Below are 15,790 nucleotides of genomic sequence, written 5' to 3'. Positions count from 1 at the left end.
GTTATGCTTTGTTAAAAAAATCTGATTTTATGTTTTTGTTCTCTTTGTTCTTATAAACATTGTAGCTAAACCATTCATGAATAGAATATGCACCAGTTTCTCCTTGTTTATTTACTGCAATGTAACCTACTTGAAAATCTTTATAATTTTTTCCTGGTTTATTTACTATTCTGCCAATAGCTTCTTCACAAGCTTCTTGTGGCGTTTTTCCTTGTCTCATTAACTCTACAATTAAAAAACTACCCACAGTTTTTAAAACTTCTTCTCCTAAACCAGTTGCAGAGGCTCCACCAACTTCATTATCTACAAACAATCCTCCTCCAATAATTGGAGAATCTCCTACTCTACCAGCCATTTTGTAAGCCAAACCACTTGTAGTACAAGCTCCAGAAATATCGCCATTTTTATCAATAGCTAACATACCAATTGTATCGTGATTTTCTATATTGATAATCGGTTTGTATTCCGATTTTTCTTTCCATTTTTCCCAGGCTTTTTTAGAAGCTTCTGTCAATAAGTTTTCTCTTTCAAAACCTTTAGAAACTGCAAATTGTTCTGCTCCATCACCAACTAACATTACATGTGGTGTATCTTCCATTACTTTTCTTGCCACAGAAATTACATGTTTTATGTTTTTAACGCCTAAAACTGCTCCATAATTTCCTTTTTCGTCCATTATACAAGCATCTAAAGTCACGTTTCCATCTCTGTCAGGCAAACCTCCTTTACCTACAGATTGTCCTTTTTCGTTGGCTTCTTCAATTCTACAACCTTCTTCTACAGCATCTAAAGCATTGCCTCCTTTTTCTAAAACTTTAGCTGCAGTTTCTACTGCTAAATCTGTTTTCCAGGTTGCAATTACCAAAGGTTTTACTGCATTTTTAGTTGAAGTAACTGCTTTTTTATCATCTTTAGTTGTATCATCACAACTCATTAATGTAGATGATACTGCAACCAATCCTAATCCTGTTGCTGATGCTTTTTTTATAAAATTTCTACGTTTCATTATTTGTTGTTTTAAGACCTTTCGACTGCGCTCAAGGTGTCAAAAAAAGTTTATTTTTTTGGCTGGTTAGACATGGTAAATACAAACTCACCTCCATTCATCAATTCTTCATGTAAAATATAATTTCTGTCAATTGTTTTTCCGCTTATGGTTAATTTAGAAACATACACATTTTCTTTAGATTGATTTTCTGTTGAAATAATTAATGTATTCCCATTTTCTAAATTCAATGTTGCTTTTTTAACTAACGGACTTCCTAATGCATATTGATTAGCACCTGGAGTTACAGGGTAAAAACCTAACGCAGAAAAAATATACCAAGAACTCATTTGTCCAGCATCGTCATTTCCACACAAACCATCTACTCCAATTCCATACATGGTATCCATAATCATACGCACTCTTGCTTGTGTTTTGTATTCATCACCTGTCCAATTATACAAATACGGAATGTGATGCCCAGGTTCATTTCCATGTACATAATTCCCTATAGTTCCATCTCTGGTAATATCTTCGTGTTTCTCTATGTATTTATCTTCTAATTCTTGGGTAAATAAATTATCTAAAAACTTGCTAAATGTTTGTTTACCTCCCATCATTGTAACCATTTTATCTAACTGATGTGGCACATATAATCCGTAATTCCAAGCATTCCCCTCTATAAAACCTTGACCATGAGTATCTAGTGGATTAAAATTCTTACGAAAAGTTCCATCTGATAGCTTAGGACTCATGTATTTGTTTTCTGGATTAAATACGTTATTAAAGTATTCTGATCTTTCTAAAAATGTTTTTTCTGTTTTTTCATCTCCAACACTTTTTGCAATTTGTGCAATTGTCCAATCATCATAAGCTAACTCTAATGTTTTAGAAACCGAAGAATGGCTTTTATCATCTGGAACATATTTGTATTTGATATAATCACCCAAACCATCAAAATAAGAAACGTTTGCAGTTGCTACAGATGCTTTTAAAGCCTGATTTTTATCAAAATCGCCAACATTTTTAACAACAGCATCTGCAATTACAGAAGTTGCATGATATCCAATCATACACCAATTTTCATTGGCATAATGAGACCAAATTGGCAACATGTTGTGTACACTTTCTTCTTGATGAGCCAACATCGACTTTATCATATCATTATTACGCTCTTGTTGAATTACATTAAAAAGTGGATGTAAAGCTCTATAAGTGTCCCATAATGAGAATATTGTATAATTTGTAAATCCTTCTGAAGTGTGAATATTTTGATCTAAACCTCTGTATTGACCATCTACATCCTCGTATAAAATAGGACTTAACATGGTATGATACAAAGCTGTATAGAATGTTTCTTTTTGTGATTTTTCAATCGTTTCTACTTCAATTTTAGACAATTCATTATTCCACTTTTGTTGAGTTGCTTCTTTTGTTTTGTTGAAGTTCCAATGTGGAATTTCTGCTTCCAAGTTTTTCATGGCACCAGCAGAACTTACTGGAGATAGCGCAAATTTTATTTTTATTTGTTCACCCTTATCAGTATCAAAATTAAAATAAGCACGAATATCTTTTCCTGCCATTTCTGGGAAGTTTTTGGTTTCATCAAATCTTCCATAGAAACCATTATAAGTTAACTTATCATATTTTTTATGACCATAACTTTTAAATGGTTTTGAAAATTTTATAGCAAAAAATACCTTTTTATCTCTTGCCCAACCTTTGGTTTGTCTGTAACCTGTTAATGTTGAATCATTTTCAACACGTAAAAACGTCCATACATTTTTATTTTCATGATGATATACATTGTACACCAAGTCTAACAAAATATGAGATTCCGTAGATTTTGGAAATGTATATTGATGAAACCCAACACGTTCTGAAGCTGTTAATTCTGCTTTAATATTGTAACTTTCTAAATCAACTTTATAATAACCCGCTTTTGCAGTTTCGTTTTCATGGGAAAATTTAGAGTAAAATCCTTTTTTACCATCTTTGGTTTCAATTGGATCTAAAACTAAATCGCCAACTGTTGGCATTACTAATAAATCACCTAAATCTGAATGTCCAGTTCCACTAAAATTCGTGTGTGCAAAACCTACAATTGTAGAATCTCTATATTGATAACCTGAACAATATTCATAGGTTTTAGAGTTGTATTTACCTTCTTTAAACATGACTTCAAAGTTGGTTTGCGGACTTAATTGCACCATCCCAAAAGGTGCAGTTGCCCCAGGAAAAACGTGTCCCATTTTACTGGTTCCAATCATTGGGTTTACAAACTGCACAAAATCTTTTGAAGAGTTACTTTCTTTTATTTTAGAATTTGAGGTTGATTTTGAGTTACAACTTGCTAACAAAATTGTAAGAAATAATAGAATTAGTTTTTTAATCATGATTGTATTTTATTATTGATTTCTGCTTTCGCAGGAATGACAGACATTTTATTTTTGTATTTGCGAGTTTACGAAGCGATATGTTATTTAATAATGAAATTGCCACAGAAAGTAGAAAAAACTTTCTTCGCAATGACGTTATTTTATCTGAATTTCATCAACAAACAACCAACTTCTTCCATCATGTTTGTATCCTAAATGCCATTTAGGAAGTTTTCCTAATTTAAAAGCATGCACTTTTATATATCTATATTTAGGTTTCGAATTATTACCATATTTATTAGAATTAAATATTGCATTTTCAATTTTTACATCTTCAGAAGGTTGAGAGTTATCAAATTTTTTATTTTCTAATTTTTGATAATATCTACCTCCTTTAGAACCAAGAATTATTACTTCTTTTGGAAGAAAAATCCAACTACGTTGGTCTTGTAAGAAACCAACTGAAATTTCATTAATTTCTTTTTCACTTCCTAAATCTACAACAGCAATGACATCAACATCAAAATACCCTTGCCAAGTACCTGTTCTAAAATCTTCTGTACCTGTTATTCCATCAATTAAAGCATTATCTCCACCTGCATTGTATTGATTGGCATATTTAGTTTCTAATTTAATTTTAACATTAGAATCTATCTTATAAAAATCTGTAGTAATTGTAGCACTTTTTAACCCATTTTTTTCAGCATAAACTTTTAATGCAGCTTTCTCTGAAATTGTAATAGGACTACTATATTTCTGGTATTTATCACCCAAAGAAAAATAAATGTTAGCTGCTGCATCTACAGATTTCAGTTCAACTTCAGTTGATTCTTTAAAAGCAATATCTCCTTTTGCAATAAAAGGTGCAGGAACTATTTTGTGCTCTTTTATAGAAGTTGATGGAATAAACTCATCTTTAGTTCCCCAATTAGAAGGTTTGTTTGTCATCTCAAAAACTAGAGTTCCTCCATTTACAATATCATTATGATTGATGTAGGAATACTCATAATTTTTACCATTTAATTTAGCTGATTTTATATAAATATTTTCTTCTGATTTGTAAACCATTTCTACAGTAAACGTTTTTCCGTTTTCTAATTTAATAGTTGCTTTATTAAATAAAGGGCTACCAATAATGTATTGATTACTAGCAGGAGTTACAGGATAAAACCCTAAAGAAGAAAAAATATACCAAGCACTCATTTGTCCACAATCTTCATTTCCAGAAATTCCATCTGGAGTGTTTGTATATAATTCAGTAAGTATTTGATGCACTTTTTCTTGGGTTTTATGGGGTTTATTTACAAAGTTGTACAAATAAGCCATGTGATGACTGGGTTCATTTCCATGTGCATATTGCCCAATTAAACCTGTAATATCTGCTTGATTTCTTCCTGAAGTTTCATTTTTTGCAGTAAATAATTTATCAAGTTGATTTTCTAACGCTTTTTTACCTCCTAATAAATCAATAAAACCAGAAATATCTTGTGGTACATAAAAACTGTATTGCCAAGAATTGGCTTCTGTGTAATTAAAATTCACTTCATAAGGATCAAAAGGTGCAAACCAAGTATTTCTAAAACGACCTCTCATAAATTGTGATGATGGATCAAAAACATTCTTGTAATATTGAGCTCTTTCTGAATAGGTTTTGTAAACTTCTTCCTTATTCATGGCTTTTGCCATTTGTGCAATAGTCCAATCATCATAAGCATATTCTAAAGTTTTAGACACAGATTCAGATTCCTTTTCAACAGGAATAAATCCATAATTTTTATAACTTTCTAAACCTAATTTATCTCTTGTTGCAGAATGTATCATCGCTTGCAAAGCTTTTTCTGTATCGTAATTTTTAATTCCTTTTAAATAGGCATCAGCAATTACTGGCACTGCATGATACCCAATCATACAACCTGTATAACAAGCAGATAAATCCCAAATAGGCATGATACCACCTTCATCATATTTGGCTAAAAAAGTATTGATAAAATCATTAGTTCTATCTTGTTCTATAATAGTATACAAAGGATGTGCTGCTCTATAGGTATCCCAAAGTGAAAATACAGTATAATAGTCAAAATCATTCGTTTTATGAATTTCTAAATCCATTCCTCTATATCTTCCATCTACATCTTGGTATAAGTTTGGAGCAATCATAGTATGATACATAGCAGTATAAAAATTGACTTTATTGTCTTCATTTTTATCTTCTATTACAATTTTCTCTAATTGATTTTCCCAAGTTTCTTGTGCTGCTTTTTTTACTTCATCAAAAGTTTTATCACCAATTTCTTCTTGTAGGTTTTTCTTTGCTCCTTCAATATCAACTGCAGAGATTCCTATTTTTACATAAACAGGCTCATTCTTTGGATTATGAATAGACATAGCTGTTTTAGTAGGATTTTTTGAGGCTGGATATTTTAGCAATGCCTCATGAGAAAGCTCTATATAAAAAAATAGCTTTTGGTTAGTTGCCCAAGCTTTAGAGTGTCTAAAACCATGTATAACTCTTGGTGAAACTTGCTCTATTTGATGAGCTAATAATTGATCTCTATGTTCTAAATCTAAAATGATGTAATCTTGCTGTGTTTCATTAAAAGTATATTTATGAATACCACTTCGTTTAGAAATTGTCAACTCTACATCAATATTTGTATCTTCTAAATGAACTTTATAATAACCAGGTTCAGCTATTTCTTTATCATGAGAAAATTTAGATTTATACCCTACTTTTCCATCAGCTCCATTATTAAAAATGGCTTTGTTAGTTGGCATCAGTAAAATATCTCCATAATCAGAAACACCTGTTCCACTTAAATGTGTGTGGGAAAACCCATAGATTTCATCATCTGAATAATGATATCCAGAACATCCATCCCAACCATCTAAACGTGTATCTGGACTTAATTGCATCATTCCAAAAGGCATAGTTGCTCCTGGATATGTATGTCCATGACCACCAGTTCCTATAAAAGGATTTACATAAGTTATTAGGGATTTATCTTTTTTTGCGGATGTAATTTCTATGTTAGTAGTACAAGAAATAAATAAAGATATAGCAATAAAATATAGTATATTTTTAAATTTCATTAAAATAGATGATTAAAATCATATCAAATATAGCAGAATTTGAAACTTTTTAATCTCAATTTCGTTTTTAATTAAAAATATAGAAATATAAAAAATTAAACTAAAATTTTAGTTTAATTCTAGTAAAAGAAATATATTAGCATACATTTTATTAACTAAATCCTCATATCTATGAAAAAAATCCTATATATTGTATTATTAACCTCTATAATGGCTTCTTGCGATTCTCAAAAAAAAGCAGTTGAGAAGAAAATAAAAGAAGTTGAAAAGGTGGTAAAAGAAGAAGTTAAATCACCTGAAATTCCTATCGATCCAAGTGTTAAAATTGGAAAATTATCAAACGGAATAACCTATTATATTAAAAATAATGGAAAACCTGCTGATAAAGTTGAGTTACGTTTGGCTATAAATGCAGGTTCTATTTTAGAAGATAATGATCAATTAGGTGTTGCCCATTTTATGGAACACATGAATTTTAATGGAACCAAAAACTTTAAAAAGAACGAATTAATCAATTACTTACAATCTATAGGTGTAAAATTTGGTGCAGATTTAAATGCTTACACAGGTTTTGATCAAACTGTATACATTTTACCTATTCCTAGTGATGATGAAGCAAAATTAGATAAAGGTTTCCAAATAATTCGAGATTGGGCTGGTAATGCTTTATTAGAAGAAAAAGATATTGATGAAGAACGTGGAGTTGTACTAGAAGAGTACAGATCTAGGAGAGGTGCTGATAGCAGAATGATGGAAAAATACCTTCCTAAAATGATGTTTGGCTCTAAATACGCTGACAGATTACCAATTGGAACTGAAGAAAGTATCAAAAATTTCTCTTATGAAAGTATTAGACGTTTTCAAAAAGATTGGTATAGACCAGATTTAATGGCTGTAATTGCTGTAGGTGATGTAGATGTAGCACAACTAGAAAACAAAATCAAAAAATATTTTAGCGATGTTCCCGTTTCAAAAAATCCGAGAGAAAGAAAATCATTCTCGATAAAAAATCATAAAGAAACTTTTGTAGCCATAGAAGCAGATAAAGAAACTCCTTTTGCTAGAGTTCAGTTAATGTATAAAGATCGTGAAGATGCTACACCTACAAAAACAGTTTTAGATTACAGAAATTCTATTGTACAATCTCTTTTTACGCAAATGATTAATAATCGTTTAGATGAATTAAGAAATGCAGAAAACCCACCATTCGTATTCGGTTTTAGTTATCATGGTGGAACTTATGCAAGAAATAGAGAAGCATATCAATCACAAGCAACTACAAGTGCAGATGGGCAATTAAAAGGTTTAAATGCTTTGTTAGAAGAGAGTGAAAGGGTAAAACGTTTTGGATTTAAAAAGGGTGAATTAGATAGAGCTAAAAAAAATGTAATGGCTCGTTTAGAAAAATCTTATAAAAATCGTGATAAAAATGAATCTGGAAGAATAGTAGGTGCTTATGTAAGTAATTTTTTAGATGAAAGACCAATACCAGGAGTAGCTTGGAGGTTTGATATGAATAAGAAAATACTTCCTTCAATTACATTAGAAGAAGTTAATAATGTTATTCAAGATTATATATATGATGATAATCGTGTAATTATTATTACAGGTCCAAAAAAAGTAGTGACAGAAGCACAAGTTTTAAATGCTTTAGAAGCTGTTAAAACAAAAGAATTAAAACCTTATGAAGATAAAGAAGTCGCAGCTTCTTTAATTACAAATGAACCTTCTATGGGTAAAATTACTGGTTTTTCTGAAAATAAAGAATTAAGCACAAAAACCTTTACTTTAGAAAATGGTGCAAAAGTAACTTATAAGAAAACCGATTTTAAAAATGATGAAATTTTATTTACGGCTTATAGTTATGGAGGAACTTCTTTGTATACTGATGAAGAATTAAAAGCGACTTCTTTTGCAAATGGAGCATTAACAGATGCAGGAATTAATGGATATACAATTTCTGATATGTCTAAAATGATGTCTGGTAAAATAGCAAATGCTAGACCTTACATAGGAGGCATAAGTGAAGGTTTTAATGGCTCTGCATCTCCTAAAGATTTAGAAATTTTATTTCAACAAGTACATTTATATTTTACAGCATTAAATAAAGATGAAAAAGCATTTAAGTCATCAATAAATAAAAATAAAAGTTTTTTAGGTAATTTATTAGCTAGCCCTAATTTCTTTTTTCAAAAAGAAATGTCAGATTTTATGAATGCTGACAATCCACGTTACACAGGTTTTCCTTCCGTAGAAAAGTATGATGCTGCTGATTATGATTTAGCGTATAAAAAATATAAAGAACGTTTTGCTGATGCAGGAGATTTTAATTTCTACTTTGTAGGGAATATTGATGAGAGAAAACTTGCGAGATTAGCCATGAAATACATTGCCAGTTTACCTGGTAAAAATTCAAATGAAAACTACAAGGTAAGTGATTTTAGACCTATAAAAGGATCGCATACTAAAGTGGTAAATAAAGGTAAAGATCCGAAAAGTAATGTTAGAATAATTTATCAAGGAGAAACTGAATATGATAAAAAAGAAGCACTAGCTTTTAAAAGTTTGGGCGAAATTATCGGTATTAAATTAACAGAAAAATTACGTGAGCAAGAAGGTGGTGTATATTCTTCTAGAACCAGAGGTAATATCTCTAAAATGCCTTATGGACGTTATAACTTTTCAATTTCTTTTCCTTGTGCACCAGAAAATGTAGAGAAATTAAAAAACATTGCTGTTAAAGAAATTGAGAATGTTGTAAAAAATGGACCTACAGATGAAGATTTAAGTAAAACAAAAAAAGCTCAAATTTTAGATCATAAAGAAAGTGTAAAAAGAAACAGATATTGGTTAAATCTAATTAAGAATATCGATTACATGAAAAATGATGCATCTGATACTATGAATTTTGAAGAAAGAGTAAATGCTCTTACAAAAGCTGATATTCAAAAAGTAGCTAAAAAGTATTTAACTGATGGTTATATTTTAGGGATTTTAAACCCTGAAAAATAAAAATTAAATAAGAATAAGTAAATATTTAATAAAGCTCTCAATTTCTTGAGGGCTTTATTTTTTTCTAAAAAATTGTGATTTTAAAAAACCTAATCCATATCCTAAAAATTGAGTAAATGAAGTGATTACGCTTAAGAAAGCAACTTTTATTTTTTGAGTTCTAAATAAAGAATCTAATAAAAGAATAATAAAATAAAAGAAATACACATCTAGCAATTCTGAAATTCTAAAAAATAGTAACAAAATACTTAAATCGAAACCCAAAATAAAAACACTTGGAAACCAAAATGTGAGTTTAGCACTTTCAGGATATTTTTTATTCAAAATTGGTCTGGCTGTACCAAAAGCATAGGTTTGTTTAAAAAATTGTTTTATTGTACTTCTTCGTTTGTGATATACAAATGCTTCTGTTATTAATTGTGTTTCAAAACCATTTTCCCATAATCGAAAGGTTAAATCGATATCTTCTCCTGTTTTCATTTTAGAAAAACCTTGAGTTATTTCAAAAGCTTTTTTAGAAATCCCTAAATTAAAACTTCGTAATTGGAACTTCCCTACTCCTTTTTTCTTTCCACGAATTCCGCCAGTTGTTAAAAAACTCGTCATAGAATAATTAATGGCTTTTTGTAATGCTGTAAAGCTATGATGTGCTGCATCTGGACCACCAAAAGCATCTGTATAATTGCTTTCTAGCGTATTTTTTACTGTGGTTAAATATTGGGGAGGAACAATAACATCTGAATCTAAAATGATAAAATAATTACCAGAAGCTTTTTGCATTCCAAAATTTCGGCTAGCTCCTGCTCCACTGTTTTCTTTAAAAAAATAGTTGATGTTTAATTGAGATTGATAGTTCTCAATCACTTTTTCTGAAGTTTCTGTTGAACCATCTTCAACAATTACAACCTCAAAATCATTATTAAAATCTTGTTTTGTTAGACTTTCTAACAATTCGTTAATTTCTTTTGGGCGATTGTAAACTGGGATTATTATGGAGAAATTGAGTTTCAAAGTTGTATTGTTATAATGCTATAAAGTCCCAAAAATAAGAAATAAAAAAATTGAAAGCTTTTAAATAAGAACTTTCAATTTTAGATATCTTTTTGTTAGCAAACAAGTTTAGCCCTGATTGAACGGTTTGTTTGAGCTCTTTTATTTTGGAAAAATAAAAAGCGAGTAGTGAAAGCAGGTTTCTGGCTTCAAAAAAATAAACAGATTGCTTCACTATGTTCGCAATGACAAGGCTAATCTTCTTCTCCTACAAATTTATCCATAATTGGGTCACTTACACCCATGTTAGAGAATCCTCCATCATGAAATAAGTTTTGTAATGTAACTTTTTTAGTTAAATCTGAAAATAAAGAAATGGTATAATCTGCACATTCTAAAGCTGTAGCGTTTCCTAAAGGAGACATTTTTTCTGCATACTCAATAAAACCATCAAAACCTTTAACTCCACTACCTGCAGTAGTTGGTGTTGGGGATTGTGAAATTGTGTTGACACGTACTTTATAATCTCTACCAAAGAAATACCCAAAACTACGTGCAATGCTTTCTAAATAGGCTTTATTATCTGCCATATCATTATAATCTGGAAAAACACGTTGAGCAGCCATGTATGTTAATGCTACAATTGATCCCCACTCGCTCATGGCATTCTTGTTGTATAAAACATTCATTACTTTATGAAAAGATACTGCTGAAATATCCCAACCTTTTGTAGTGAAGTCGTATTTAGGATCTGTATAATGTTTACCTTTTCTAACATTTACAGACATACCAATTGAATGTAAAACAAAGTCAATTTTACCTCCTAAAATTTCCATAGATTTTTCAACCAAGTTGGTTAAATCGTCAATAGAAGTGGCATCTGCTCCAATAACTTGAGAACCTGTTTTTTCTGCTAGTGCATTTAACTGTCCCATTCTTAAAGCAATTGGTGCGTTTGTTAATACAAAAGTAGCACCTTCTTCATGTGCTCTTTCTGCTACTTTCCAAGCAATTGAGTGTTCGTTTAATGCTCCAAAAATAATTCCTTTTTTTCCTTTTAATAAATTGTACATAACTACAGTTTTTAGTTGTTAGTGTTTAGTTATTAGTTTATTGAGATTTCTCAATCGCTACAAAGCTCATTTCGAAATGACACTCATTTCTTGATTCTTGATTCTAAAATTAATTTAGTAATTCTTTGGCATGCGTAATTGCAGTTTCAGAAAATTCTTTTCCGCTCAACATTTCAGCTATTTCAACAATTCTTTCATCTAAAGTTAATTGCTTTAAGTTAGTAGTGGTTGTATTATCAACGTCTTGCTTAAAAACTTTGTAATGATTATTTCCTTTAGCTGCAATTTGTGGTAAATGAGTAATAGCTATTACTTGCATATTTCTACTCATTTGTTGCATAATCGAGGCTATTTTATTAGAAACCTCACCAGAAACTCCTGTGTCTATTTCATCAAAAATAATTGTGGGTAAATTTGTATTTTCTGATAATATTTTTTTGATGGATAGCATTATTCTTGATAACTCTCCACCAGAAGCTACTTTTTTTAACGCTCCAAAACTACCTCCTTTATTTGCTGAAAACAAAAATTGAAGCTCATCTTTACCACTATTAAAATAACTTTCTTTATGCTTAATAGTAATTGAAAAACGAGCATTCTCCATACCTAAATCTGATAGTAAATTCTGCAATTGATTTATTAAATCTGGTATTACTTTATTTCTAGCTCTTGATATTTTTAATGCTAAATCATCTAGTTTTTTTGCTATTCCTTGTATTTCGTTTTTCTTTTTATTGATGGCTTCTTCAGCATTTTCTACATGACTAACTTTTTCTGATAATTGCTCTAAAATAAGTAATAACTCTTCGTTAGAATTTACATAATGTTTTTTTTGTAAATTATAAAGTAATTGCAATCTGTCATTAATTTCTTCAGCTTCATTAGGATTAAAATCTACATTCTCATTCGCGTTTTCTAATTCAGTAACAATATCATCTAACTCAATTTTTATAGAAGTAATTCTATTAGATAATTCTTGATATTCTTTAGAAAAAGGTGCTATTTTAGACAATCTACTTTCTAAAGTATTCAATAAATTTTGAACACCAATTTCTTCATTTATTGAGATCTCTAATGCTTCAGATAAATTGAGTTTGATGTCTTCTATATTGTTGAGTTTTTCTAACTTTTCCTCTAATTCTGATTGTTCATCAGTTTGAAGATTTGCATCATTTAACTCATTAAACAAATGCAAATTATAATCATATTGTTGATTTGCTTCTCTTTGAGTTTGCTCTAAATTTTCTAATTCTCCCTGTAATGACTTTAATTGCTGTAATCCTTTTTTATAGGATACAGTTTTAGCTTCATTTTTAGCCAAAGCATCTAAAACTGAAAACTGAAAATTAACATCAGACAATTGCATAGTTTGATGTTGAGAATGCACGTCTATTAACTTTACTCTTAATTGATTTAAAACTGATAAAGTTACTGGTGTATCATTTACAAACGCTCTAGATTTACCTGATGGTAAAATTTCTCTTCTAATGATGGTATTATCATCATAATCTAAATCTACCTCATCAAAAAAATCTCTTAAATTATAAGTTGCAACAGCTACTTTGGCTTCTACAATGCATTTTTTTGAGGTATCTTTTAAAGTTGATGAATCTGCTCTGTTACCTAAAACCAAACCTAAAGCTCCCAACAAAATAGATTTTCCTGCACCAGTCTCACCAGTAATAATTGATAAACCAGAAGAAAAGTCAATACTTAACTGGTTGATTAAAGCGTAGTTATTTATGGATAATGATGTTAACAAATTCGCTAATTTTTAAAGTTTAAAATTAGTGAAATAATTTTAGAAAGCTATGAGAAAAATCTATTCAATACTCCTCCATTTGGAACTGTTATTTGGAGAGATTTTACGTAATGTACTCGTTAAACGAGAAGTATTTCTAGTTTTTGGGCCATCTGAATAAATATTTACAATTTCATCAGCTTTAGCATCAAAGAACACTCTAATTAAGTAATTACCAACGGTTTTATTAAATAAACTTTCAATTGTCATGACAGTGTCTTCTATTTTTTGCTTAGCGAAGTCTTTGTTTGATGAAAAATTATCAAGTCCTTTAATGTGATAATCATACATAGCACTTCTATAATTTTTTAGTTTAGATGATAATAAGTTATCAATCAATAAAAAACGATTTTGTTTACCAACCACATTTTGCCAAGAACCAATGCCACTCTGTTGTGCTTGCAACATTACATTTTCTGCTTCTTTTAATTCAGTTTCACCACCGAATTTTGAGAAAGTATCTGCATCAACTCCTAAAATAGTATATACATAAAAAACAATGGTAGATATTAAATTGCTATCAAATGAGTTTCTGTTGTAAATTAAAGGATCAAATTCATTGTATTTAAAAGAAAAATCATTGTCTTTTAAATTTAAAAGCGGGCTAGAATATGTTGAATTGTAAACTGGTCTTGTAGATTGAACTTGAAGTGTAGCTTCGAATGTATTATCGTTTCTAGAAATAATGATAATATTCATAGCACAATCAACTCTTTCTTCTGGTTTTACAACTCTATTTGTCCATTTTGTTTGATTGATAAACTCTGTTAAAGCAGTTTGTAAAGTCGTAAAAACTTGTCTATTAGAACCAGCAACTTGTTCATAGTTAATATTAACCAAACAGTTCATTTCTTGGGCTTTAAAACTGCATATTGTTAAAAAGAAAACAAAAAGAAAATATAGTTTACGCATGTTTACTTTAGTAAGTTTATAATTCTAATTTAGCTACGATTTCATTCATAATATCTTTTGCTACCTTATCTTTCGACTTTAATTCAAAAGGTTTTTCGACCAAATTTTTATCAATAATAGTAATTTTATTCGTATTTGTTGCAAAACCTGCTCCTTTATCTTGTAATGAATTTAGTACAATTGCATCTAAATTTTTACGTTTTAGCTTGCTTTTTGCATTTTCAATTTCATTATTAGTTTCTAATGCAAAACCTACTAAAAACTGATGTTCTTTAATCTCTCCTAAAGAAGCTAAAATATCTTTTGTAGGCAACAACTCTATGTTTAACGATGCTGTTGCCTTTTTTATTTTTTGATTGGCACTATTTTTTGGTTTATAATCTGCTACAGCTGCTGATAAAATAGCAATGTCCATATTTTTAAAATATTGATGTGTAGCTTTATACATATCATCTGCAGAAATAACATCAATTCGTTTTACAAAAGAATGCTTTATTTTTTGATGGCTTGGTCCAGAAATCAAAAATACTTCTGCTCCTAAATTAGCGGCTTGCTTTGCTATTGCAAAACCCATTTTACCTGAAGAATGATTACCAATAAAACGTACAGGGTCAATAGCTTCATAAGTTGGACCAGCAGTAATTAATACTTTTTTGCCTTTTAATGGTAGTTTAGATAGAATATCATTCTCTATAAAAGCAACACTTTCTTCTGGTTCAGCCATTCTTCCTTCGCCAACTAAACCACTAGCTAATTCACCAGAAGTTGCAGGAATCATAACATTACCAAAACTTTGTAGTTTTTGTAAACTTTCTTTGGTTGAAGGATGTTTGTACATATCTAAATCCATAGCTGGTGCAAAATATACTGGACATTTAGCTGATAAATATGTAGCTAATAATAAGTTATCGCAAACCCCATTAGTCATTTTAGAAAGTGTGTTTGCTGTTGCTGGCGCTACTAAAAAGTAGTCTGCCCATAAACCAAGTTCTACATGGTTATTCCATAATTCATTTTCATCTTCTTTATCATAAAAAGTTGAGTGAACAGGGTTTTTAGAAAGTGTAGAAAGTGTGAGAGGAGTTATAAAATCTTTAGAAGCAGGTGTCATAATTACTTTGACCTCTGCTCCTTTTTTTATAAAAAGACGAACTAAATTGGCTGTTTTGTAAGCGGCGATTCCAGCAGTTATGCCTAAAAGAATTTTTTTACCACTTAAAACAGACATTTATTCTTCTTCTGGAGTTCTGTAATAAATCTTTTCATTTAACCATTCTTCAACAGCTATTGCAGTTGGTTTTGGCAAACGTTCGTAGAATTTAGAAACTTCAATTTGTTCCTTATTTTCGAATACTTCTTCTAAACTATCGTTGTAAGTAGCAAATTCATCTAATTTATCTACCAATTCTTTCTTTAAATCAGCATTAATTTGATTTGCTCTTTTAGCTATAATAGAAATAGCCTCATAAATATTTTCTGTAGGCGCTTCTATTTCATTTTTATCATAAGTAACAGTACTTATTGCTGCATTGGTATCTTTATAATCCAT

At 30.0% G+C, this 15,790-nt stretch carries 10 protein-coding genes; 1 reads left to right on the top strand and 9 read right to left on the bottom strand.

Features of this window, described 5'->3' with window-relative positions:
* Window position 1: 1 nt before the first annotated feature.
* The 3 genes from BTO18_RS02215 to BTO18_RS02205 form a co-directional block, all read right to left on the bottom strand.
* A complete protein-coding gene (locus BTO18_RS02215) occupies window positions 2–1,006 on the bottom strand; it encodes an isoaspartyl peptidase/L-asparaginase family protein (RefSeq protein ID WP_105014659.1) in 1,005 nt (334 codons plus the stop codon).
* Between the two features lie 50 nt (window positions 1,007–1,056).
* Window positions 1,057–3,381 carry a GH92 family glycosyl hydrolase gene (locus tag BTO18_RS02210; protein WP_105014658.1) on the bottom strand — a complete coding sequence of 775 codons (2,325 nt, stop codon included), beginning with the start codon at window positions 3,379–3,381 and terminating at the stop codon, window positions 1,057–1,059.
* Window positions 3,382–3,519: 138 nt separating this feature from the next.
* The gene (locus BTO18_RS02205; protein WP_105014657.1) at window positions 3,520–6,453 is read right to left on the bottom strand and encodes a GH92 family glycosyl hydrolase; all 2,934 of its coding nucleotides are present in this window, start codon (window positions 6,451–6,453) and stop codon (window positions 3,520–3,522) included.
* A 171-nt stretch (window positions 6,454–6,624) separates the two neighbouring features.
* Here BTO18_RS02205 and BTO18_RS02200 point away from each other — a divergent pair, with 171 nt between their 5' ends.
* Window positions 6,625–9,465: a M16 family metallopeptidase gene (locus BTO18_RS02200; RefSeq protein WP_105014656.1), complete on the top strand. Its 2,841-nt coding sequence runs from the start codon at window positions 6,625–6,627 to the stop codon at window positions 9,463–9,465.
* Between the two features lie 54 nt (window positions 9,466–9,519).
* On the opposite strand, the gene BTO18_RS02195 is transcribed toward BTO18_RS02200, so the two are convergent.
* The 6 genes from BTO18_RS02195 to BTO18_RS02165 form a co-directional block, all read right to left on the bottom strand.
* A complete protein-coding gene (locus BTO18_RS02195) occupies window positions 9,520–10,476 on the bottom strand; it encodes a glycosyltransferase family 2 protein (protein ID WP_105014655.1) in 957 nt (318 codons plus the stop codon).
* A 233-nt stretch (window positions 10,477–10,709) separates the two neighbouring features.
* A complete protein-coding gene (locus tag BTO18_RS02185; RefSeq protein ID WP_105014653.1) occupies window positions 10,710–11,528 on the bottom strand; it encodes an enoyl-ACP reductase FabI in 819 nt (272 codons plus the stop codon).
* A 109-nt stretch (window positions 11,529–11,637) separates the two neighbouring features.
* Complete coding sequence (recN, locus tag BTO18_RS02180; protein ID WP_105014652.1) at window positions 11,638–13,290, bottom strand: DNA repair protein RecN; 1,653 nt, start codon at window positions 13,288–13,290, stop codon at window positions 11,638–11,640.
* 60 nt (window positions 13,291–13,350) lie between these two features.
* Window positions 13,351–14,241 carry a type IX secretion system protein PorD gene (gene porD / locus BTO18_RS02175; protein WP_105014651.1) on the bottom strand — a complete coding sequence of 297 codons (891 nt, stop codon included), beginning with the start codon at window positions 14,239–14,241 and terminating at the stop codon, window positions 13,351–13,353.
* Between the two features lie 16 nt (window positions 14,242–14,257).
* Window positions 14,258–15,469: a bifunctional phosphopantothenoylcysteine decarboxylase/phosphopantothenate--cysteine ligase CoaBC gene (gene coaBC / locus BTO18_RS02170; protein WP_105014650.1), complete on the bottom strand. Its 1,212-nt coding sequence runs from the start codon at window positions 15,467–15,469 to the stop codon at window positions 14,258–14,260.
* Window positions 15,470–15,790, bottom strand: coding sequence for a DNA-directed RNA polymerase subunit omega (locus BTO18_RS02165; protein WP_105014649.1), 321 nt, complete (start codon window positions 15,788–15,790; stop codon window positions 15,470–15,472). It abuts the gene before it with no gap.

The sequence above is a fragment of the Polaribacter porphyrae genome (assembly GCF_002954685.1).
GTDB classification, from domain to species: Bacteria; Bacteroidota; Bacteroidia; order Flavobacteriales; family Flavobacteriaceae; genus Polaribacter; species Polaribacter porphyrae.
Note: the sequence above shows the minus strand (reverse complement) of the source record. Positions and strands in the feature narration are given on the sequence as shown.

Excerpts from the sequence above, each read along its gene's own strand:
- BTO18_RS02215 (WP_105014659.1), bottom strand. The coding sequence starts at position 1,006 with ATGAAACGTAGAAATTTTATAAAAAAAGCATCAGCAACAGGATTAGGA.
- BTO18_RS02210 (WP_105014658.1), bottom strand. The coding sequence starts at position 3,381 with ATGATTAAAAAACTAATTCTATTATTTCTTACAATTTTGTTAGCAAGT.
- BTO18_RS02205 (WP_105014657.1), bottom strand. The coding sequence starts at position 6,453 with ATGAAATTTAAAAATATACTATATTTTATTGCTATATCTTTATTTATT.
- BTO18_RS02200 (WP_105014656.1), top strand. The coding sequence starts at position 6,625 with ATGAAAAAAATCCTATATATTGTATTATTAACCTCTATAATGGCTTCT.
- BTO18_RS02185 (WP_105014653.1), bottom strand. The coding sequence starts at position 11,528 with ATGTACAATTTATTAAAAGGAAAAAAAGGAATTATTTTTGGAGCATTA.
- porD (WP_105014651.1), bottom strand. The coding sequence starts at position 14,241 with ATGCGTAAACTATATTTTCTTTTTGTTTTCTTTTTAACAATATGCAGT.
- coaBC (WP_105014650.1), bottom strand. The coding sequence starts at position 15,469 with ATGTCTGTTTTAAGTGGTAAAAAAATTCTTTTAGGCATAACTGCTGGA.
- BTO18_RS02165 (WP_105014649.1), bottom strand. The coding sequence starts at position 15,790 with ATGGATTATAAAGATACCAATGCAGCAATAAGTACTGTTACTTATGAT.